Here is a 22511-nt window from a genome sequence, read left to right as displayed (position 1 = left end):
TCCACAATCGGGCGCGATTGTGGAAAATCATAGCTATGAAATGATCAAACTTTATTTTAATGCCACACCTCACGCATTTTTACGTCCAACCCCAATCTAACTTAAGTTAGTTGTATCATGTGTTAAGTTAGATTCAAATGAGAAGCGAAAAAATGCACGAATAAAAAACAGCTTCGTCCTTTGTGTAGCAAGGGATGAAGCTGTTTTTATGAATCGAACATATTTACATTGTGTTAGATCATATTTTTTGGGCCACACTTAAATACATCTACTTCTACTCTTTGTCATCGGATAACAATGTAGAGCGATCATCCAAATAACGATATAAAGTAGACTTACTAATTCCAGTTACTTCTTTTATGTCATATAGCGTATAAGTCTTACTGTCATACATTGAAAAAGCCAACTCTAAATTGGCATCTGTTTTTCGTGGCCGACCAATCGATTTACCCTGCTGTTTAGCAGCTTGTAGCGTAAATGTAGAAGAATGGCTTAGAAACTTTGATTGCAAATCCGCAAAAAATGTAGCGCTTTGAAGTAATGAAGCTTTTTGTATCGTTTGGTTGGTTAATTGTTCATCGACAAAGTGAATAGTGATTTGATCTCGTTCTGCTAGTCGCAAAATATCTAAAAGTTGCTGAAGGGAATCTGCTAATACTGCGATATTTTGGACGAATAGCTCGTCATCTTTTTGAACAGTCATCAATAATTGTTCAAGCTCAGTTCGTTTCTTGGCAAGTCCATGTGCCTCTTTAAATAATGTATCAAAGAAAAGTTCGTTTAATTGATGGGTGCATTGTTGATCCTGAACAATCGGGCGGATGTATCCATATTTCATTTTTTTGCTCCTAACTTCCCAAAACGATTCACTTTTGGGAATCTAAATGATATGCTACATACATTCTAACATCGATAGTAGCTATGTTGAAATTTATGTCTTTATGAAAGGGGAACAGTATGCATACTTTAAAACAACAGTGGTTTGGGAATGTACGCGCTGATATTTTAGCCGGCATCGTTGTTGGGCTGGCGCTCATTCCGGAAGCATTGGCTTTTGCGTTCATTCTGGGTGTAGATCCACGTGTCGCATTATATGCTTCATTTACAATGGCGGTCATTACTGCGTTTGTCGGTGGCCGTCCTGGGTTAATCTCATCAGCAACAGGTGCGATGGCATTAGTACTCGTCAGCTTAGTGGCGAATCATGGCTTACAATATCTACTCGCGGCCACTATTTTAACAGGAGTCATTCAATTTATACTTGGGTTGTTTGGTGTAGCGAACTTGATGCGTTTTATTCCAAACTCCGTCATGCTAGGCTTTGTGAATGCGCTAGGGATTATGATTTTTATAACGCAACTGCCATATTTAATAGGTGGTGGCATGATGACATATGTCTTTGCAGGCGTTACGCTAATATTGGTGTATTTGATTCCGCGATTTTTTACCGCGATTCCTGCACCGCTCATTGCCATTGTGCTCATGACGGGCATTGCGCTCCTAAGTGGCGTGAAGTTACAGTCGATTGGTGATCTTGGATCGATGCCAAATTCGTTACCGATTTTTTTCTTACCAGATATTCCGCTTAATTTTGAAACGTTAAAAATTATTTTACCGTATGCATTGGCGCTTTCGGTTGTCGGTTTATTAGAATCACTACTTACATCCCAAGTGCTGGATGATATGACAAATACGCCGAGCAATAAAAATACAGAAGCGCGTGGGCAAGGGATTGCTAACTTCATCACTGGTTTTTTTGGTGGGATGGCAGGTTGTGCATTGATCGGGCAGTCGATTATCAATATTAAATCAGGAGGGCGTGGGCGTTTATCGACATTAACGTCAGGTATTTTTCTCATGTTTTTAATTATTGTTTTGGGCGATGTCGTCGTCAAAATACCGATGCCTGTTCTTGTTGGTGTGATGATTATGGTTAGTGCGACAACATTTAATTGGAGCTCGTTTAAGTTTTTGAAACAAGCGCCTAAATCGGAGTCACTTGTTATGCTTTTTACAGTTGCGATTATTTTATATACACATAATTTAGCGATTGGTGTTGTTATTGGAGTTATTTTGAGTGCGCTATTCTTTGTTGCAAAGATTTCTCGTGTGACAGTAACGCATGATAAGGATGGATATCAGGTAAAGGGTCCTTTGTTTTTTGCATCAACTACAAAATTTATTCAGTCATTCGATAACGTTTCAGAAAATGAAATCGTCATTAATTTTGAAAATAGTCAGCTGTGGGATGAATCTGCAGTAGCTGCAATATTTAAAGTGAAACAGAAGCTTGAGCAAAAAGGTATGAAGGTAGAGATTCAAGGGTTAAATTCTTCAAGTGAACAATTGTATAAACAATTAACGTAAGGGAGGAATCTACATGAGGATTGCTGTAGCAATTGATGGGTCAGAAAATGCTTTACGTGCGGCAAAAAATGCTATTACACTTTGCAAATACTTACCCGAGGCGCATTTAGAAGTTATTTATGTATCGGATTATAATAAGGTGAAAGATGAGCGGCTGTTATCTCAAAGCCCTGAGAGCTTAACATTGAAAAGAGAACAAAAAGTGCAGCCTATTATAGAACTAGCAAAAGACGTCGGAGTGAAGACGAAGATTACCATGTTAAAAGGGAATCCGAGTCAAGAAATCATTCAGTATGTGAATGCAGAAGAAATTGACCAACTTGTCATCGGGAGTCGAGGTTTAAATACTTTTCAAGAAATGATCCTTGGTAGCGTCAGTCACAAAGTCATGAAGCATGTGAATTGCCCAATTACCATTGTTAAATAAAGAACTTTCATTCCCAATACTATACGATGCGGTGACTGGTGAGAAATCAAATACAAGAAAAGCCCTCATTTGAAGGGCTTTTCTTGTTGTATCACAATAAAGATAATAATGATCCACCGATAGCTCCAGAAACCACAATAATCCAAGGTGGAAGTTTCCAATAGGCTAGCATACTAAACAAAATTGCAGCTAGAGCAAAATCAACAGGTGCCAAGATTGAACTTGTCCAAATCGGAAAATAAAAAGCAGAAATTAAAATTCCGATAACTGCTGCATTTACGCCCATTATTGCACCTTTAATTTTAGGATTGTTACGTAAACGATCCCAAAATGGTAACGCACCAAGAATAAGAAGGAAAGCAGGTAAGAAAACTGCAAACGTTGCAACTAAACCACCTTGCCAACCTTTCATAACGGTTCCTAAATAGGCTGCAAATGTAAATAGAGGACCAGGTACTGCTTGCGTAGCACCATAACCTGCTAAGAATGACTCTTCGCTTATCCATCCAGTTGGTACAAGTTCCTGTTCTAATAAAGGTAAAACGACATGCCCCCCACCGAAGACTAAAGAACCTGAACGATAAAAACTATCGAACATTGCTACCCAATAGGATCCGGTAACTTCTCTGATAACCGGTAATAGAAATAACAAACCGAAAAATAACAGTAGACAGATCACCGAAACCCTTTTAGCTATCGGGAAGTTCGATCTAGCTTCTTCAACTTCATCGTGTTGTTTAAATAAAAGGAACCCAAAGAATGCTGCGATTAAAATGACACCTACTTGAGTAAAAGCTGATTGCCAAAGAAGTGTACCTATTAGTGCAAATAAAGCGATGGCTTTTCTTTTTAAATCAGGCGTCAAGTTTTTGGCCATACCGATTATGGCATGTGCAACTACCGCTACTGCCACAATCTTTAATCCGTGTATCCATCCTGCATTTCCGATATCAAATCCAGTGAGCAGTAAAGCAAAAAGGATAAGCGCAATAACTGAAGGTAGCGTAAACCCAATAAAAGATGTAATTCCACCTAAGACACCTGCCCGCATAACGCCAATACCGATTCCCACTTGGCTACTGGCAGGGCCAGGTAAGAATTGAGATAAAGCAACTAAATCCGCATAACTTTTTTCATCCATCCATTTTCTTCTGCGTACATATTCTTCATGGAAATATCCTAAATGAGCTGTAGGTCCACCAAAAGAGGTCAAACCAAGCCGTGATGAAACTAAAAGTATTTCCAAAAGTGATTTAAATCCTCTATTTAGTTTCGTTTTTTTTATCATCAACACATCCTTTGTTAATACATAATTATGTCCTTATATTATTTGTATAAGGATAGCCAAGATATGAATCTATGGCCTATTTTACTTATTCACCTGTTTTAGAGAAACGTTCAATCCTTGCACCAATTTCATCACGAACACGTTGGAAAAAAGCCCACTTTTCTTCATCTGTTCCTTCTGCTTTTGCAGGATCATCAAATCCCCAATGATCACGTTTTACATAGGGGGGTGTCATCGGACACTTGTCAGCAGCATCTCCACAAAGTGTAACGACAAAATCTGCATTATTTAAGATTTGTGGATCAATAATATCCGAAGTTTGATCCGTAATGTCAATGCCAGCCTCATCCATCGCCTTAATAGCACTTGGATTGACGCCATGTGCTTCAATTCCCGCACTAAAAACTTGCCATTCTTCACCAAGATACTTTTTACCCCAGCCTTCAGCCATTTGGCTACGACATGAGTTACCCGTACATAAGAAATAGAGGGTTTTTTTCGACATAGTAAAAATCTCCTTTTTGTGTTTTATTGTATAAATGATAGCCATAAATACAGTCCGATTAGTGTAATCAGGAGTGTAGGGATAGTTAAAATAATACCGATTTTAAAATAGCTTCCCCAAGAGATCTTCACGCCTTTATGTGACAAGACATGCAACCACAATAAAGTGGCCAAAGAACCGATTGGCGTTATTTTAGGACCTAAATCCGACCCGATGATATTTGCATAAATCAATGCTTCGCGAATCGGCTCTGTTGTATTCGTTTCCGATATTGCTAGGGCGTTGATCATAACAGTAGGCATATTATTCATAATCGATGATAATATTGCTGCAATAAAGCCCATCGAAATCGTTGCTACAAAAAGTCCTTGATTGGCTGCCATTTGAATAACATCTGCCAAGATACCTGTCAGTCCGGCGTTACGCAATCCGTAAACGACCACGTACATTCCAACTGAAAAGAATACGATTGCCCAAGGAGCTCCTTTAAGTACTTGCTTCGTGTGGACCGCAGGACTTCTTTGTGCCATAAGCATAAAGAATATTGCTGTAATTCCAGCAATAATAGATACGGGCAATCCCGTAAATCCACTAGAGAAATAACCTACGAGTAATACGCTTAAAATCACCCAAGCTAGTCGAAACAACTTTATATCTTTGATTGCATCCTTCGGTTCTTTTAAATCTGATACTTTATAGTTTTTAGGGATACTTTTACGAAAGAATAACAACAGCACTAAAATACTCGCAACTAATGCAAATAAATTAGGTACAATCATCCGCGATGCGTATTCGACAAAGCCAATACCAAAAAAGTCTGCCGAAACAATATTGACTAAGTTACTCACGACCAATGGTAATGAAGTCGTATCAGCTATAAAGCCACTGGCAATAATAAATGGGAAAATCATCTTTTCATTGAAATTCAAATTTCGTACCATTGCAAGTACGATTGGCGTTAGTATAAGAGCAGCCCCATCGTTTGCGAACAAAGCAGCAACAACTGCCCCTAGAAGACTGACGTAAATAAACATGCGAATACCGCTGCCTTTAGCTAATCTAGCCATGTGTAAAGCAGACCACTCGAAGAATCCGATTTCATCTAAGATTAAGGAAATGATTATGATAGCGATGAAAGCTAACGTGGCATTCCACACAATTCCCGTTACATCTATAACATCCTGAAAATTGACTACCCCTACTAGCAAAGCAACTACTGCACCAATACAGGCTGACCATCCAATTGATAAATTTCTAGGCTGCCAAATTACAAAAATCAGTGTTATTACGAAAATCAATGATGCGGTAAAAACTGAAATCAACTTGCATTCCCCTCCTTACTGGCAACAAACTCGAAGCCCTTGTGCTTCCAGTTCAGCGATTGATTCGTTCTGTTCTGGAAGGTGTTCAAGAATGCTTTGAACAAACGGATAATCTTCATGATCTTTATTTATCGAAAAGAAAATCCATTGACCCCTGCGTTCTTCTTTCACTAACTTAATATCTCTAAGTTTACGTAAGTGCTGGCTAATCGCGGGCTGACTCATCTTGAAAATCTCAACAAATTCACATACACAACATTCATGTGACTGGAGTAACTTCATCATCGTCAACCGTGTCGGATCTCCGAGCAATTTTAATAGTTGTGATGCTCGTTGCAGATCAATCGTTACTGTTGTATTCATGTATCATCCCTCCTCAGAGTGCTTAGAAAACTTTCGAATTCATCAACATTATATAAGCATATGCTTATATACGCAAGTATGTTAATTGTTTAAATAAAATAAAAGCCGACAATACCTCAATCGAGGGAAGGTCAGCTTTTATTTTATCCTTTCGTAAATATAATTTGGAATGAAAAAATACGAGAAATTAAGCCATATTCCTTACAATTACAAAAGGCTTGATAAGGAAGGAATACTTAGTGAAACGAGTAATTTTAAGGTCTAACCTTATTCAACTAAAGGGCGCGATTGTTGAACATCAAAAGCCTGATTTCCCTAGCATTTAAAAGGGAAATCAGGCTTTATTATTAGTATTTATTTAACTTGCAAGTTATTCTTTTGGTTCTTGGTTATTAAAGACACAAAAAACAGCCTACTTATTCGATAAGTAGACTGTTTTCACTATAAACACTACATATTTCATGTTTCTAAATCGCTCTGTAACGCATTTAGAAAAGATTTCGTAGGTAATCCTCCATTAAACGCTAATTTGAAGCCTTATTTAAAAGAGAAAAACCCATTATTAATTTTGGTCGATCCAGTAAGCAATTAGTTCACTGGCACTCATGCCGGAATCGTCTGCTAATGATCGTAACTTTCTCTTATGAGTAGGTGTTAGCATTATTGACATCTGTTCTTTCGTTTCTTTAATTTTTTTAGGTGGAATACTGCTCTTAGTGAAAGGTGCTTTCGTATTGACTTCTTCTTTGGCTTTATTAAAATTATTGAATTTATCCATTGTCAATTAACTCCTTTATTTTTCGTTTATTATTGAAATGATTTTTTCAAATAGAACATTAATAGTATTATAAAAACCTTCGTGCCTCGCTCTTTCCTTGTTGTTCATAGTATCTTGCATTTTAAAAATACTTCTATCTTCTAAAAGTGTTTTCGCAAGTAATTCCTTTTTCTGAACCATGCCTAGATAATTGGGCTGTAATTCAACGATTTCTAAAAACGGTTTACTACTATTACCAATCTGATCTGCTTTATTAGCGATCAAATAAGGTGTAGCGGTAATATATGTTTGAAGAGAAAGTGAGTCAACTATTTCTTCTTTCAGATTATCTAGGTTTCCTCTAGTTCTAACCATGCTCGGAAACCATTTCGAGAAGGTTCAGAAGCACCTAATACTATATCAGCTACGGCTAAAAAATTGTTAGTCATAAGACTGAGGGTACATCTCTTTATTTGATTTAGGATTCTGACGTTTGGAATTTAGTGGATAAATATAAAATATATATAAATGAAGAGGTAACATATTTTCAACTAGTAGGTGTATAAAAGTTAATAGAAAATCTAGAATGAAGGATTTACTTTTACTCAATTAAGGTGTGGAGTTGTTGTGTAAGACTTACTACACTTCAATCGGGTGCGTTTTGGGAAGTACGTTTGAAGCACTTACTTAGTTGAACTTCGCTACAGCCGGCTACACCGAGAGCCATAACGAAGAACGGCTTTTGCGAGTGAAGCGAAGTGGGGTGCACCGCTCGCCCATAGGACATTCGTCAGGCTGTAGCGCAGATCAACGAGTTCCAACCACTGTAAAGTTAGGATGCGATTGCAGTGTAGACAAAATAGCGCGATGAACTTACACCGTCTATTGATTTTACCTCGCGAAAACTATATGCTTAGTAACAGTTACATAGAGTATTTTGGTTCTTTGTCCCGTAAACAAAGAGTAAATAGGAATCAGGTGAAAATCCTGAGCGGTCCGGCCACTGTAATGGGAAAATTGCCCCTAAGTCAGGAGACTTGCCAAAGTATGTAAGCATGACACCTTCCGGTAAAGGGTGATTTGTGTATCATTCAATTTGTGCAGTTTAATTATTGAACATACATGGTCCCCATCTCATTCAGGAGGTGGGGACTTTTTGAATTCAAAACGCTGTGCACAACATCCCTTTATAAGTAAAGAAAGGACGAGTTGGATGAAAAAAACGAAGAATGCATTCATGAAATACAAAAATTATATCTATTACAGCCTTATCGTCTTACTTCTATTTAGCACAATTACATATGCGGCGACTTCTACTGAAGAAACGACTCCATTTGATTTCAATGAAAAAGTGGTGGCTTCTACGCTAAAGTTAGCTAGCGGGGGAAGTGGGTCTTCTGATACGGAACCGAATCAAACGATGGAAAATGATGCTGATCAAGAAAACCCGCAACAACCGACAAATCTGGACAAGCCGCAAAAGGAACCGCAAGAACAGCCGCACGATCAACAAAAACCTGAGCCGGAACCGCAAAATAAGCCGATGGACAAGCCGGGAACTACTACACCCGATGCGAAACCGGATTCAAACGACAAAAACACCGCACCTGCTGACGGCAATACAGCCCCGGCACTAGGTAAACCAAAACCAAATGCCAAGCCAGACATCGAAATCGTCGATATCGCGGATCAGCAAAATCGCTACTTTACTACGAACATCACCAATAATGAAACCGTTACCAGCCCATTATATAACGTCAACGTAAATCATCTGGACGATACACTCATTCCCCAGGAAATGAACGTCAAGCTAAATGGCAAGAAACTGGATGACTACCAAGGTGTCATCATGCTAACGGAAGGCACGAACGATATTCAATTTCAAGTAATCTATAAACAAACGAATAACAAACTACTGCGCGTCAGTCAGTCGTATCGCGTGATGCTGAATGCTCACGATATCGTCATTACGACGCAATTAAAAGATCAAACCGTGAATGAAGAATCTCTTACATTCACAGCAACAGCCACGCAAGGTGAACTAGATGCCAAACTAACGGTCTTCGTCAATAACAAAGAACTAAAGCCACTGGCTGGCAGCGCGTATAAAGCCACACTAGCTGAAGGGAAAAATACGCTCAAGCTCACCGCGCAACGACATGGGAAAAAAGCGGACCAGACCTATACCGTGATCTATGAGAAAGAAAAAATCGCTATTTCATTGAAAACAGACTTAAAAGACCAACAAGCTAATGGCGCAGATTTTTCATTCTATGCGAAAGCTACAGCGAATGAAGTAGAAGTACCACTCCGCATTACCGTAAATGATCAACTGGTAAAATCATCGGATAGTACGAATTATCATGTACAGCTGAGCAATGGAACGAACATTATTAAACTCGTTGGACAATATAAAGACGAACAATTGGAACGGCAGTATACAATCACTTATAACGATCCGAATGAGAACGGGAACCCGCAAGTAGATCCCGATGCACCGAAACTCGTGACCGATCTAAAATCAGGCAGGAAAGTCAAAGGAGACATCAAGACGATCAATGTCTGGCCGGTAACTGCATCAGGGGAACGCATTCGAGGGAAAAACGTCCAAGTGCAAGTCAATGGAGAAAATATTCCGTTCACATGGGATGACAGCGTGAAAACCAGTTATAAACTTACATTGCGAACGGGACAAAATACCGTCACGATCAAAGTATGGGACGATGAAGGGCGCACAGTGGCAGAAACATTCACGGTCACGTCAGTAGCACCTGCAGAAGATGGTGTCATCGGTCAAGTAACGATCAGTCTAGAAGCTTCGGTATTAGGAATTCCCTATCTCATCAAGCCGACGAAGATGGATATACACCAAGGCCAAAGAGGTTCCTATATTCTGGATCAGCTACTGCGCAATAATGGTTTCACATATGGAAAAACTGGAAACCTCGACAGCAGTTTCTATTTGCGAGACGTCAGTAAGCCGGGCATGTTGAACAATGTAGCGATTCCCGATGATCTATGGGAAGTAGTCGAGAAAGTGTCTACCACTTCAAATCGGGATGCCTATTCACCAGATAGTTTAAGTGAATTTGATTTCGCGAACGGCTCTGGCTGGATGTACAGCGTCAATGGCGATTACCCGAACTATGGATTTTCGGATGCTTATTTCCTCGATGGAGATGTAGTGAGAGTTCGCTATACCCTTCATTATGGTAAAGATATTGGTGGGCATGACAGTTCAGGTACAAGTGATGCGAATTGGGATAAAGAATGGTAAGGAAAGAGAAGTGACGGAATGAGAAATGTCTATGCATGGCTAGTGACGATCGTGATGATGACGGCGGTATTATGGCCGTCCGTTGCGCTCGCGACACCTGAAAAAGAAGATTCGCTGTTGCACACAATTGAACAAATTATTGCGTGGAAAAAGCAAGATGAAAAGATCGCAGAGTCTGCCCCCTTACTAAGCAAACCGTTTCTTGCGCATGCGGGTAATACAAATGGTGACTGGTATCCGGTGGGTCTCGGCCGCATTGGATATCCTGACGATTACCAGGCGTATCTCGCGGTCATCAAGAATAATGTCATCGAACGCTATAAAACGAAAGATCAGCTTAGCGATATGAAAGCGACAGAATGGCACCGGATTTCATTGGCGATCTTGGCAGCGGGCGGTGACCCGACAGCTATTGGAGATATCAACTTGATCGCGGACGGTACGTATAATCGTGGATTGAAAACTTCTTTAGGTGCACAAGGGATCAATGGCTGGATCTGGGGGCTGATCACGCTCGATAGTATGCGCTATAAAGTGCCGGATGACGCGGATATGACAAGAACCGAGATCATCGAAGAAATTCTCTCCCTGCAACTCGAAGATGGTGGGTTTTCGTTTTATCAAGACGAAGCTGAGACCGATATGACCGCCATGGCAATCCAAGCACTCTCGCCATATTATCAAAGCACGGAAGAATTCAGCTATACACAAAAAGATACAGGAGAGAATGTCACGAAAACGATTCGTACCATCGTTGACGAAGCACTAGCGAAGTTGTCTGATATGCAAACAGCAACTGGTGGGTTCAGCACTTTAGATGACCCCAATGTCGAAAGTGCGGCACAAGTACTCGTTGCGCTGACGTCACTCGGTATCCATCCGAATGAAGACGAACGCTTCAAGAAAGGCGATCATACCTTGCTGGATTTCATCATGGACTACCAAATGGATGATGGCGGTTTTGTCCATGCAAAAACGTATAATCCGGATAATCCATCTTCCTTACCGGATGAATCGAACTCGATGGCTTCTGAGCAAGTACTCTATGCACTGGTGTCGCTTTACCGACTCGAAAACGGCTATCGTTCCATGTATGATTTCCGCCCTGAAAATCCGCAAGAGATGAAGCAGCAAATGATGGAGTTGATGGAAGACATTCAGGCTATCAATGAACAGACCAACGCCAAACAGCTTCAGCAATTGCTCGATACATACGAGAACTTCCCGATAGAGGAACGGTCCTATGTCTACAACTTCCATAAGCTCGCGGAAGCTGCAAAAAAGCAGTCCATCCCACTCGATCTTCCTGCATTCAGCGAGGCTTATGAAGTGTACACGAAGGGCGCCGGCACGATTGCACCGATCTATCAAGAGCAAACCGCGCCACGGAGTATTACCGAACAAGATGTAGAGAGAATCGATGCGATTCCTACACCTCTGACGACAGAGCCGTATATTGACGTCGTTTCACTGATCGACCAGTTCGAACAAGCAGATAACAAAGGCGACTTTGAAAAACAATTGGCCCAACTATACGAATACAAAGAAGAGATGGAGAAAATTGAAGCCGAGATCCAACGTATCAATGAAGATGTACTCGATCAACTGTATCCATTCAATGAATTAACAAGCAAAGATCAAGACAACGTCAATGCGATTCTCGAGCGATTCAACGCACTGTCTCCCTATGATCAAGGAAAAGTCTTGAACTATGAAGACCTCAAGAAATCAAAAACGCAAATTGACAACGCCGTTCGAGCACAGCGCATTTCATGGGGGCTCGGAATCGTTGCAGTAGGTTTACTCATCGTAGTGCTACTGAGAATCAAAAAAAGAAGGCGTCAAAGAGACTAGAGGGATATAATGAAGAAAGATCTATTAGCCGTAGCATTCATCCTCTTCATCGTCGGGTGGCTCGTCACGGGAACGAAGATTCAATCGGTAGAAGAATATTATTTGACGCATATCGACGAGATCACGGAAGAGTCGGAGACGGTGACACTTGAAATACGCAGTGACACCGTCCTTGATTCCATGGACAAGTTGAAGCCGGGTCTCGAGAAATATGTAGAACCAGACGGCGAAATCCTCGAGAAAACGGAGTATGTGCTGCAAAGTGGCGATACGGCATTTGATCTACTCGATCGCGCGACACGCCATCACCGCATCCCGATGGAGTACCAAGGAGCGGACTATAATATTTACAACAGTATTTACGTACAAGGCATCGCCTATTTGTATGAGTTCAATTGTGGTCCGCTAAGCGGCTGGATGTACAAAGTGAACAACGAATTTCCGAGCCGTGGCGTCAGTCAATACGAATTGCAAGACGGTGATGAAGTGGAGTTCCATTACACATGTGATTTAGGTAGAGATCTAGATGGCTATATACGAAAATAACAGAAAGTAGGAAACTAGATGAGCGCATTCTCAAACTTTCACCCTATATTGCTACTTGTCTACGTAACAGTTGTTTTGGTCACGATGTTCAGCTCGTTTCATCCGATCATCGTGGCACTGGCCATGATCGGGGGCATTTTGTATTACTTCATGCTGCATGGTGTACGGTCTGCTAGTAAAGACTTGATCTATTATTTTTTGGTCTTTCTACTACTTGCCGCAGCCTATCCGACTTATGTCCATAACGGTTTCACTCCGTTGTTTTTCCTCAATGACCACGCGGTAACGCTTGAAGCCGTGACGAAAGGACTCGTCGTTGCGGGAGCCGTAGTCGCAACCAGTTTCTGGACGAAGAGTTATTTCGAGATTTTCACGACGAATAAAGTACTCGCCGTACTGACGAACGTGTCCGCTAACCTCTGCATCCTCGTTTCCATGCTGTGGCGATTCATTCCGTTATTCAAAACAAAATGGCGTGAAAAGCAAATGGCACAACGCGGGATCGGCTATTACAAAGTCGGGAGCAGAGTGGAAAAACTTCGCCGCGCGTTCGCATTGTGGCGGCAGACGCTCGTTCAGACAGCGGAGTTTGTCTTTGTAAAGCCAGATATCATGAAAGCGCGAGGATATGGGATCACGAAAGAGAGAACGCAGTATAAGGTGATGCGGTTCACGAAACGGGATGGAATATTGACGGCTGGTCTCGTTCTGTTTCTTCTGTATTACATCGGATACTTTACGCAGCACCAAACGCAGTATTACCCGAAGATCAGTGAACAGACACTAGGCGCAGGACATTATGTCATCATCGGTTTGCTCATGCTATTACCGTTTATCTATGAAGCGAAGGAGAGTGTCAAATGGCGATACTTACAGTCGAAAATCTAAACTTCCATTATGAAGAACACCATGTGTTGCAGGACATTAGCTTTTCGATTAAGCGAGGAGAATTCGTAACGCTTTTCGGTCCTACCGGTTCAGGAAAGTCTACGTTATTGAAAATGGTGAAGCGGGAAATGCGACCGAACGGTAAACTTAGTGGCACGGTGTATTTTAACGGTGAAAAAATCGATGAACTGCCTGTGTCGACTACAGCGACTGCTATTGGCTACATGATGCAAAATCCAGATGAACAAATGGTCATGGAGAAAGTGTGGCAAGAGTTGGCATTTGGTCTCGAAAATATGAGTGTATCGACGGAAGACATGCAGCAGAAAATCGCCGAAGTCGCCAGTTTCTTTGGTATCCAGAACTGGTTGCATAACAGTATTAGTGATTTATCAGGCGGGCAGAAGCAACTCGTCAATCTAGCGGCAGTGCTTGTGATGGAGCCGGATATTTTATTGCTTGACGAACCGACTTCCCAACTTGATCCCATTGCGGCTTCAGAGTTCTTGACACTGCTTGAGAAAATCAATCGCGAACTCGGCATGACGATTTTAATTGTGGAGCATCGGCTAGAAGAATTATTACCGGTGTGCGATCGAGTGTTGTTCATGGAAAACGGCTCGCTTCTATATGACACGACGCCTAAAGCAATCGGCAACTTCTTGCTAGAACATCCGATGCTCGACGCACTCACGACCGCGATGCGTGTCTATTATAAGCTCGGCTTCCGTGATGAGACGCCGATTACGGTGCGAGAGGGAATGGATTTCATACGGCAATATCCACCGGCCATTCTGCCAATGGGTCCGGTGAAAAAAAAGCATCCACCGCTCATCACAGTGAAAGATGTGTATTTTCGATACAATCGGAAGAGTGATGATCTACTCGCCGATATGACATTCACCGTACATCGCGGCGAAATTTTTACGATTGTCGGTGGCAATGGAGTCGGCAAGTCTACGTTATTGAAATTGCTCGCTGGACTGCATAAGCCGTATGCCGGAAAGGTGTGGATGGATAATGTCGTGCCGGATAAGTGGAAAGGCAATATCGTCTTGTTGCCGCAAAATCCGCAAGCTTTATTTATGCATTCAACAGTGAAAGAAGAGCTGACCCACGCGGTTCCTGTGCAGAAATTGCCGAAAGAACAGAGAGAATCCGCTGTGTCTGGCATGATGAAACAGCTACATATCGAACATTTAGCAAAGCGAAATCCATTTGATTTAAGTGGTGGAGAGCAGCAGAAGACCGCGCTTGCGAAATTATTATTGCATAAACCAGATGTTTTATTGCTTGACGAGCCGACGAAAGGCATGGATGTCCTATCTAAACGAGAGGTGACGGAGTTGATCCGAACGCTTCAAAAACAGAACATCACGACGATTATTGTGACGCATGATATTGAATTTGCAGCAGAAGTATCGACACGTGTTGGTATGCTGTTCGATAAATCACTCATCGCAATCAATAATCCAAAAACCTTTTTCACATCCAATCGCTTCTACACAACCGCCGCCAGCAAAATCGCACGCGGATTATTCCCATATGCCATCACAGCAGAAGACATCGTGGACGCTGTGAACTTAAACAACAGGAGGAACTAAACAATGAGCAATCCATCAACACACGTACTGAATGAAATGAAAAAGGTAATTAACGGTAAAGACGACGTCATACAAAAAGTGTGGATGACGTTCCTAGCCGGAGGACATGTATTGCTAGAAGATTTACCGGGAGTTGGGAAAACGACACTCGCGAAAGCATTCAGCCGAGTCGTCGGTCTCGATTCGAACCGCATCCAGTTCACACCGGACGTTGTCGCGTCTGACGTCATCGGATTCACGATGTTCGACAAAGAGAAAAACGAATTCGTCTTTAAAGAAGGCGCGGTCATGTGCAACTTATTGCTCGGCGATGAAATTAACCGGACGTCTTCGAGAACGCAAGCTGCGCTCCTTGAAGCGATGCAAGAGAAACAAGTAACAGTGGACGGCATGACCTATCCGCTGCCGGCACCGTTTCACGTTATCGCGACGCAAAACCCGTACGGTACAATCGGTACACAACCATTACCGAGCGCGCAAATTGACCGTTTCATGACCAAGTTGAGTGTAGGGTATCCCGATTTTGAAGATCAAGTAGACATGCTGAGAAATCGTCAGCAGGCAGATCCATTATCCTCACTCACACAAATCATTACGAAAAACGAATTGCTTGCGCTACAACACCAAGTACAGAACCTGTTCATTCACGATGAAATCTTGCGCTACGTTACGGCACTAACCGAGAAAACGAGAAATCACTCGTCGATTCATCAAGGAATCAGTCCACGTGGCGCACTCGCTCTATGCCAGATGGCGAAAGCGCATGCCTTCTTACAACAACGCGATTACGTCATTCCGGAAGATGTCCACGCTGTGTGGTTGCCGACGAGCCGACACCGCATCGTCATGTCGAGCGTGCCAGGTACTGAACAGGAGCAGGATACGTTACTCGAAAAATTACTGCAAAGTGTTGCCACGCCCGACCAAGCAATGCTTGCGACATTTTAAGGGCTGATCGTATGATATGGACATTACTCATAAGCGTCGTGTGGCTGCTGTTTACGCTCGCGTTTTTCATCTTCACGACGACGCATTTTGCTCTATTATTCGCAGCGGGTTCGTTTCTTTTATGGCTGTGGCTCGTGTTGAGCGTCTATCTCGTCAAAGGAAAAATCCAGTGCGAGATCATCACCGCGAATGAAATCTATAAAAATGAACAAATGGGTTATCAACTGCGCGTACAAAATACAAGTCGCTTATCCGTTACACAACTACAAATACATCTCGTCATCGAACATATATTTACTGATAGACAAGAAAGTCACCAGCACAAATTGTCCATCCCAGCGAAAAGTACGGAAGAGTTTTCGTTCGTGCTACCGCAGAAATATATGGGGCAAGTGACTATACGAATCAACCAACTGACGATTAAAGACAGTTTCACGTTTTTCCGTTCGATGCAGAAAATGGATACGCAGTCCGCAATGTTGATCATGCCGAATCCGTATTTCCTGAAACTTCAACGCATCGAGCAAAATCAACATGTGCTGCAAACGCCGGGCATGATCCCGATGAAGAAGATCGCTGGCGAAGAGCTGGCGGAGTTGTCGGTGTATAAACCGGGCGACTCGGTCAAACAAATTCACTGGAAATTATCAAGTAAAGTGGATGAGTTATTCGTCAAGCAGCATGAAACGCTGACAGGAGATGCCGTCATGATGACGCTCGATTTTACATCGTTTACCAATCGCGTGACGCTATACAACGAATTTATTGAGACGTTTTCCGCTCTGCTTTATTCCTATGTTGCAGGCGATCACGAAGTCCAGCTTCTAGTGGATCATTCGACAGGTGAGCAGTTGACGATCGACAATGAACGAGGGGCAGCGAACGCGATAAAAGAAGTGTTGACGAGAAGTGCTGCGCACGTTTCGATGTCAGATGAACAGTGGAAGAAGCTCAGACGAACGTATCCAAGCTGTATCGTATTGACGACCAATAGTGCGCGTAGTACCGAATATCAGACGATCGTGATCTCGGATCAGAAGGAGGGATCAGTCGCATGAAATGGCTAGATGGAGTAGTTGCGTATAGTGTCCTCATAGCGGCGTTCCTCGTCATCCGTGCGATGCTGTTTCCTGAGATGAGTAGCATGCCCGCGTTCATTCTCGTCTTGCTGTGGATGATTGCACGGATACTGTGGAAACAGCGTGGCGGCGACATCGTCTTGATCGCAAGCGTGATCTTTAGTTTGATTTTCTTGTCAACGTACATAGACGACGTGAAACGAACGATCAACGCGTTGTTCATCACACTCTCAGAACACAAACATATCTATATGGATCTATTGTCCGTCAATGAAACGACTTCGTGGCTAAACGGCATGATCCTCGGTCAAATCACTTTGCTAATTGGCAGTGCCATTTATTACGCCATTGCGAATCAAAAACGTTGGATTCCTGTTGCGCTCGCTATCGTGATTTGGTCGATGCAATTACTACTTGGCACATCACCCGCATTGATTCTCGATATTCTATTTTTCGCGGCACTGATTCTGGCATTGCTGTATATGAATCAATTAACTGTACACTGGTGGAAACGGATTGCGATCGTGCCTATTTCATTGGTCATGCTAATGTTCATTTATACGGTGATCAATGAAAATGGTAATGAAGAATTTACGGGCAGCTCGAAAATGGAAGATACTGTACGGTATCAAGGCGAGAAGTTACGCTATTTTAAAGGTGAAGAACCTGTGCTGACAGCTGGCAACTTCGATCGGCTTTCCACGTTTACACCGGGCGATTATACCGCGTTAAAAGTCGCGATGGAAAATCCGAGTCCACTGTATTTGAAAGGATTCGTCGGTTCGACTTACACGCCGAGCGGCTGGAAGGAAATCGATGGGGAAGCGTATAGGGAAGAGAAATCTCTGCTTGAAGCGCTAGAGAAAGAAGATTTCACGGGTGCGAAACAACTGAGCTTGGCTGCGAAAAGTAGTCTGCAGGATGAGTACGAAGAAGCGAAACTCGTCATTCAAAACGTCGCTGCTTCTAGTCGCTATATTTACGCACCGTATGAATTAGCAGAGTTGGATGCCAATCTTTTCCGTACCAAACAAGCCGACGCGCTACATGCGACAGGGATATTTGGCAGACGGACAGTGGAAATGCACTATATGCTGACACCGTACACCGATTATCCGCAAATCGCGAATGCGTTGTACAAAACAAAAGACACCGACTATTTACGTCGTGAAAGTTATTATAACCAATATGTCTACAATGAATATCTTTCGGTGCCGCAAGAAAGTTTAACCGTATTGCGCAATCATATGGACGAAAGCGTGCTCGATGTAGAAACACGTTTACCGTACGAACAAACAATTCAGGAAGTGGAACGTTTCCTCGCACAGTCGATGAGTTATAACGAACATGCCAAACCGATAAAAGACCAGGATTTCCTGACAGGGATTTTGGAAGTGTCGAAAGAAGGTTATTCAGTTCATTATGCGACAGTTGCTACATTGGCATTCAGAATGCTTGGCACGCCTGCGCGTTATGCGGAAGGCTATATCGTCGGACTGAATGACGTGAAAGATTTACAGTCATTCAGTGAAATCAACGTCAGCGAGAAAAATGCCCATGCGTGGACAGAAATCTACGTCGACATGGTCGGCTGGGTGCCGATTGAAGTGACGCCGGGGTATGCTGAAAAAATGCCGGACATCAATAAACAAGACTACCCAGCAGCAGGCGCTGATTTACCGGATGCAAACAGCGGAAGTACGGCTGAACCTGAACCGAATGACACGACAGAAGTGCAACAAGATCAAGATAAGCCAGAAGACGCAAAGCAAGTGAATTCGAACACTACTATATGGTTCTGGATGAATATCGTCATTGCGTTCGTTATATTCTTCCTGTTATTGCTGTACTTCTTAAGAAAAAGAAAACGTCAACAAAAACTTCAAGTGAAAGATCATCGAGTAGCCGTTGTACACCATGTTCAGTTCATGGTGCAGATGCTAGAAAAAGAACAAGTTGTCGCGAAGCTGCCTTCATTCGAAATGCTACCTGAGGCAGTTGGTAAAATCGATCCGCAACTTCAACAGGATTTCGAGGACGGGTTGAAAATCTATCAAAAGGCTATGTACAGTCCACACGGCGTTACCCATGATGAACGCGCGAAGGTAGAAACGTTATTTGCGCACGTTCATACTGTGGTGAAGAAATCGAAAAAAGGGTTGAAGAAGTTACGATTTATCGTACGTTATCAATAAATAGTGAAGTAGAGAAAAAGCATCGCATAACACGGTGCTTTTCTTTTTTGAAAATGGAGATATAATTGAATAAATTAGAAATTTTGGAAAAAACGAACCCTTCGGCACTTTATGAACGTATGAATAGTAGAGTGATGCATGGTCTGTAGACGGTATAATTTACAGAATAAATATAGGGAGAGCATTTTTTGCAACGGGTGAATATTTATGGGTTTCTTGATTCCGAGTTGCTAAATAAAATTTAAAAATCCACGTGAAAATTTTCTGAGACTCCGGCACACTAATCAGAAAGTTTGAATGTTTATCTTAATTTAATTTGGGCTGTTAAATGAATAAGAATCGTACAACAATCGAGAGGGATTTTATGAACACTAATTATATATGTTTTATTGACATCGGTTTCAGTGGTGGGGATATTCAATTTGACGTTTCGAGTGATACACAGTTATTTAGTTTTAAATCAGGGATAGGCTTTATAGCGATACCTAATTTTTTCTCAACGCTTGCCTCTTTATATAAAGGCGAAATCAGTGAAGCCCAACTAGATTGTGAAGGAAACTTTGATTACTATATATTTTCCAGTGATGGTGAAAGACTTTTAATTGAACATAATGGTCATTATCCAGAAGGTATATTTAAATATGAATTCAATCTGAAAGAGTATATCTCAGCTATCTGTACTGGGTTTCAAGAATACCTGAAACAACTTGAAAGAGAAGGAATATTGCCTTTAAAAAATCAAGAACTTGCCCATCCATTAGGTGAGAATGTATTAAACGCTTTTGATGACTTCTCATCAATTGTAAGTAGTTAATTATGTAGATCTCTTAGTGTGATCCAACTAACGGATAGAATGATTAGCGTTCACTTTTTATAAATAGGTCATTTAACGATGTGAAATACACTGCAATCATATTGTTCACTATTAAAGAGCGATATGAAACATTGGAGGGAAGCTCTTGTTAGGAGAAGAGTTCTACAACCGGATCGGGAAATCAAGGAATACATTTTTGGCTTTTGCGATTAGCACAATTCTTTTCTTTTCAGGGATATCATTTACTTTTGTAATTCCCGGACTAAAAGGGTTTAGTTTGTTTTATATGATTGCGACATTATCAATGTACTTTATTGCGGCAAATTTATTTGTGGGCTTATTTAAAAATAGAGTATTGTTTGTTTTTACGCTCTGTATCATTTCAAGCGGTCTTGGAATGGGCTGGCGTTTATGGCTTGAATGGGGAGAATTTAATTTAATTGAACATATGAATTTAGCAGTTTATATCGGTTATCCATTTATTAGCGCTATCATCATTACAATATTATATACTATCAATAATTCTATATTTAAAAAGAAGGTTAACATTTCATTATGATAACAGATTGTTTTAAATGAGTTATTTTCTAACATCGAGCGTAATTGTTGAAGAAAGCATTGTGCTTGAAATGGGCCACTTTGTCTCATAGTGCATTATGCAGTAAACAAAGGGAGGATAAGAATGGATATATTCACTCTAATTAGCATAGGCTTTTTTGCAAATTTATTAGTTTTTATTATATCCAAAGTATTTAAACAAACCAATAAAATTTCATTACAGATTAGCTTTTATACATTTGTTGCGATTTTTATAGCATCGTTCGTTATTGGTGCTTGGGTAGGGCTGAGTATGGTTGTGATTAGCTCAGGCCTGTTCATTTTTGTTGTTTTTGCTAGTATTATTACTACCCGTTTATACCTGAAGAATGATGAAGAATAAATTAATAGATGGTGTTTTTAGCAGTTTAGGTATGCTGGCATTTCCATTTTTTATTCCAGTGCTAACAATTATTAATTTCTATACTCTAGAATTTATAAGATTTCAAAGCAAAAAAATCTTACTAATAATTTATTTGATTTCTTTAATGGAAAAAGTTTATGGGATAAGTTCAGAAGTGTTCACTAAGTTGCATTTCGTTACAGCCGACGACTCGGGGAGCTCATCGCATGACCTCCGGAACACGTCCGTCTACAGCACAAATCAACGAGTTTAAACTACTACCCAACTTTCGGGTGCGTTAATGAGAAATAGCTCTACCACAATAGGTCCAATTTTCGAATTAGAATTGCTGCCGCTACACAATAGGATTATTTCAAGGATTAATGAAATACAAAATGTAGAAATAAAAACGACTAGGGGGATTTCAAATGGAAGTATATCAAGCTACGATTGCGGATTTGGAAGGTGTAGCAAATCTATTCAATGCATACCGAGTGTACTACGAACAACCGTCAGATGTGGAAGGTGCAAAGGAATATATAAAAGAACGTCTGGAAAAAAAAGAATCTGTAGTATTTGTAGTGAAGAAAAACCAAAAGTATGTCGGCTTCACACAACTGTATCCTACTTTTTCATCCATCTCGATGAAAAAAGCTTGGATACTAAATGATATGTTTGTAGATCCAGAAGCCCGACAACTAGGAATTGGTCAAATACTTTTACAACAGGCGAAAAACTATGCCCGTGAAACAGGCGCAAAAAGTATTGTGTTGGAGACGGCACCAGATAACTACACGGCTCAAAAACTATATGAGAAAAACGGGTATGAGCGAGATACACAATTTTATCATTATGAATTAAGTTTATCTTACTAGGTAAATGATAGATTCTATCGTTAACGGATGGCTCTAGTGTGTAGAATCTAGTTTTATGTAGTAAGAGGACTAGGTAGGAGTGAGCCGATGACAGGTAAATGGAAAACGGAAAATTTCATATTCGATAGCTTGTTCGAAGCGGACGTTTGGGCCGATTCAATTGCAAATGAAATGTATGCAAAACTGTACGATGGCTATGCAACATCTGATTATAAAATAGCGTATGCTTTAGCTTTTAGACTTGCGCAGGTAGAAGAATTTAGGGTGATGACAGAAAGATCAATAGACGATAAATATAAAGTTTGGGTAATGCCGTCTTAGAATGGAAAAACACTCCCGAAAAATGAAGAGTAATTCTATTAACTGACGTAATTCTTCAATAAGGATTATGTCCGTTTTCATAAAACAAGTCATTTTTTAAAATTTAAGAAGTTCTAGATATTTATTCAACTTGGTTAACGT

The 22511-nt window shown here is 41.1% G+C and carries 22 protein-coding genes and 1 riboswitch; of the genes, 15 read left to right on the top strand and 7 right to left on the bottom strand.

Going from position 1 to position 22511, the window contains the following annotated elements; genetic code table 11:
* Window positions 1-274 precede the first annotated feature (274 nt).
* Entirely contained in the window at window positions 275-838 is a 564-nt protein-coding gene (locus CSV73_RS10520) for a recombinase family protein (RefSeq protein WP_099627523.1), read from the bottom strand.
* Window positions 839-957: 119 nt separating this feature from the next.
* Here CSV73_RS10520 and CSV73_RS10515 point away from each other — a divergent pair, with 119 nt between their 5' ends.
* Window positions 958-2367, top strand: a complete 1410-nt coding sequence (locus tag CSV73_RS10515) for a SulP family inorganic anion transporter (protein WP_099627522.1) — start codon at window positions 958-960, stop codon at window positions 2365-2367.
* A gap of 13 nt (window positions 2368-2380) precedes the next feature.
* Window positions 2381-2794, top strand: a complete 414-nt coding sequence (locus CSV73_RS10510) for a universal stress protein (RefSeq protein ID WP_099627521.1) — start codon at window positions 2381-2383, stop codon at window positions 2792-2794.
* Window positions 2795-2885: 91 nt separating this feature from the next.
* On the opposite strand, the gene chrA is transcribed toward CSV73_RS10510, so the two are convergent.
* The 6 genes from chrA to CSV73_RS10480 all read right to left on the bottom strand — a co-directional run bounded on the left by chrA (window position 2886) and on the right by CSV73_RS10480 (window position 7404).
* On the bottom strand, window positions 2886-4082 hold the full coding sequence (gene chrA / locus CSV73_RS10505; RefSeq protein WP_099627520.1) for a chromate efflux transporter: 1197 nt from the start codon (window positions 4080-4082) through the stop codon (window positions 2886-2888).
* Between the two features lie 85 nt (window positions 4083-4167).
* The gene (arsC, locus tag CSV73_RS10500) at window positions 4168-4587 is read right to left on the bottom strand and encodes an arsenate reductase (thioredoxin) (RefSeq protein ID WP_099627519.1); all 420 of its coding nucleotides are present in this window, start codon (window positions 4585-4587) and stop codon (window positions 4168-4170) included.
* A 23-nt stretch (window positions 4588-4610) separates the two neighbouring features.
* Window positions 4611-5909, bottom strand: coding sequence for an arsenic transporter (locus CSV73_RS10495; RefSeq protein ID WP_099627518.1), 1299 nt, complete (start codon window positions 5907-5909; stop codon window positions 4611-4613).
* 15 nt (window positions 5910-5924) lie between these two features.
* Complete coding sequence (locus tag CSV73_RS10490; RefSeq protein ID WP_099627517.1) at window positions 5925-6272, bottom strand: ArsR/SmtB family transcription factor; 348 nt, start codon at window positions 6270-6272, stop codon at window positions 5925-5927.
* Window positions 6273-6834: 562 nt separating this feature from the next.
* Window positions 6835-7050 carry a hypothetical protein gene (locus tag CSV73_RS10485; RefSeq protein ID WP_099627516.1) on the bottom strand — a complete coding sequence of 72 codons (216 nt, stop codon included), beginning with the start codon at window positions 7048-7050 and terminating at the stop codon, window positions 6835-6837.
* 15 nt (window positions 7051-7065) lie between these two features.
* On the bottom strand, window positions 7066-7404 hold the full coding sequence (locus tag CSV73_RS10480) for a hypothetical protein (RefSeq protein ID WP_099627515.1): 339 nt from the start codon (window positions 7402-7404) through the stop codon (window positions 7066-7068).
* A 546-nt stretch (window positions 7405-7950) separates the two neighbouring features.
* Window positions 7951-8088: riboswitch (cobalamin riboswitch) on the top strand.
* 154 nt (window positions 8089-8242) lie between these two features.
* On the opposite strand from CSV73_RS10480, the gene CSV73_RS10475 reads away from it, so the two are divergent.
* The 13 genes from CSV73_RS10475 to CSV73_RS10415 all read left to right on the top strand — a co-directional run bounded on the left by CSV73_RS10475 (window position 8243) and on the right by CSV73_RS10415 (window position 22370).
* Window positions 8243-10306: a DUF4430 domain-containing protein gene (locus CSV73_RS10475; protein WP_143560954.1), complete on the top strand. Its 2064-nt coding sequence runs from the start codon at window positions 8243-8245 to the stop codon at window positions 10304-10306.
* An 18-nt stretch (window positions 10307-10324) separates the two neighbouring features.
* On the top strand, window positions 10325-12160 hold the full coding sequence (locus CSV73_RS10470) for a prenyltransferase/squalene oxidase repeat-containing protein (RefSeq protein ID WP_099627513.1): 1836 nt from the start codon (window positions 10325-10327) through the stop codon (window positions 12158-12160).
* Between the two features lie 9 nt (window positions 12161-12169).
* Window positions 12170-12706 carry a DUF4430 domain-containing protein gene (locus CSV73_RS10465; protein ID WP_099627512.1) on the top strand — a complete coding sequence of 179 codons (537 nt, stop codon included), beginning with the start codon at window positions 12170-12172 and terminating at the stop codon, window positions 12704-12706.
* Between the two features lie 18 nt (window positions 12707-12724).
* Window positions 12725-13594: an energy-coupling factor transporter transmembrane component T gene (locus tag CSV73_RS10460; protein ID WP_099627511.1), complete on the top strand. Its 870-nt coding sequence runs from the start codon at window positions 12725-12727 to the stop codon at window positions 13592-13594.
* Complete coding sequence (locus tag CSV73_RS10455) at window positions 13567-15198, top strand: ABC transporter ATP-binding protein (RefSeq protein ID WP_099627510.1); 1632 nt, start codon at window positions 13567-13569, stop codon at window positions 15196-15198. Before CSV73_RS10460 ends, CSV73_RS10455 begins: the two co-directional genes overlap by 28 nt.
* Window positions 15199-15201: 3 nt before the next feature.
* Window positions 15202-16146: an AAA family ATPase gene (locus CSV73_RS10450; RefSeq protein WP_099627509.1), complete on the top strand. Its 945-nt coding sequence runs from the start codon at window positions 15202-15204 to the stop codon at window positions 16144-16146.
* An 11-nt stretch (window positions 16147-16157) separates the two neighbouring features.
* Window positions 16158-17204 (top strand): DUF58 domain-containing protein, encoded by a 1047-nt coding sequence (locus CSV73_RS10445; RefSeq protein ID WP_099627508.1) that lies wholly within the window; start codon window positions 16158-16160, stop codon window positions 17202-17204.
* Window positions 17201-19420, top strand: a complete 2220-nt coding sequence (locus CSV73_RS10440; protein ID WP_099627507.1) for a transglutaminase-like domain-containing protein — start codon at window positions 17201-17203, stop codon at window positions 19418-19420. Before CSV73_RS10445 ends, CSV73_RS10440 begins: the two co-directional genes overlap by 4 nt.
* Before the next feature lie 364 nt (window positions 19421-19784).
* Complete coding sequence (locus CSV73_RS10435) at window positions 19785-20234, top strand: hypothetical protein (protein WP_099627506.1); 450 nt, start codon at window positions 19785-19787, stop codon at window positions 20232-20234.
* Window positions 20235-20379: 145 nt separating this feature from the next.
* On the top strand, window positions 20380-20793 hold the full coding sequence (locus CSV73_RS10430) for an ABC transporter permease (RefSeq protein WP_099627505.1): 414 nt from the start codon (window positions 20380-20382) through the stop codon (window positions 20791-20793).
* Between the two features lie 123 nt (window positions 20794-20916).
* Window positions 20917-21174 (top strand): hypothetical protein, encoded by a 258-nt coding sequence (locus tag CSV73_RS10425; RefSeq protein ID WP_099627504.1) that lies wholly within the window; start codon window positions 20917-20919, stop codon window positions 21172-21174.
* Between the two features lie 428 nt (window positions 21175-21602).
* Complete coding sequence (locus CSV73_RS10420; RefSeq protein ID WP_099627503.1) at window positions 21603-22049, top strand: GNAT family N-acetyltransferase; 447 nt, start codon at window positions 21603-21605, stop codon at window positions 22047-22049.
* 87 nt (window positions 22050-22136) lie between these two features.
* Entirely contained in the window at window positions 22137-22370 is a 234-nt protein-coding gene (locus CSV73_RS10415; protein ID WP_099627502.1) for a hypothetical protein, read from the top strand.
* The last annotated feature ends 141 nt before the right edge of the window (window positions 22371-22511 follow it).

Source organism: Sporosarcina sp. P1, from assembly GCF_002743155.1.
Lineage (GTDB): Bacteria > Bacillota > Bacilli > Bacillales_A > Planococcaceae > Sporosarcina > Sporosarcina ureae_B.
Note: the sequence above shows the minus strand (reverse complement) of the source record. Positions and strands in the feature narration are given on the sequence as shown.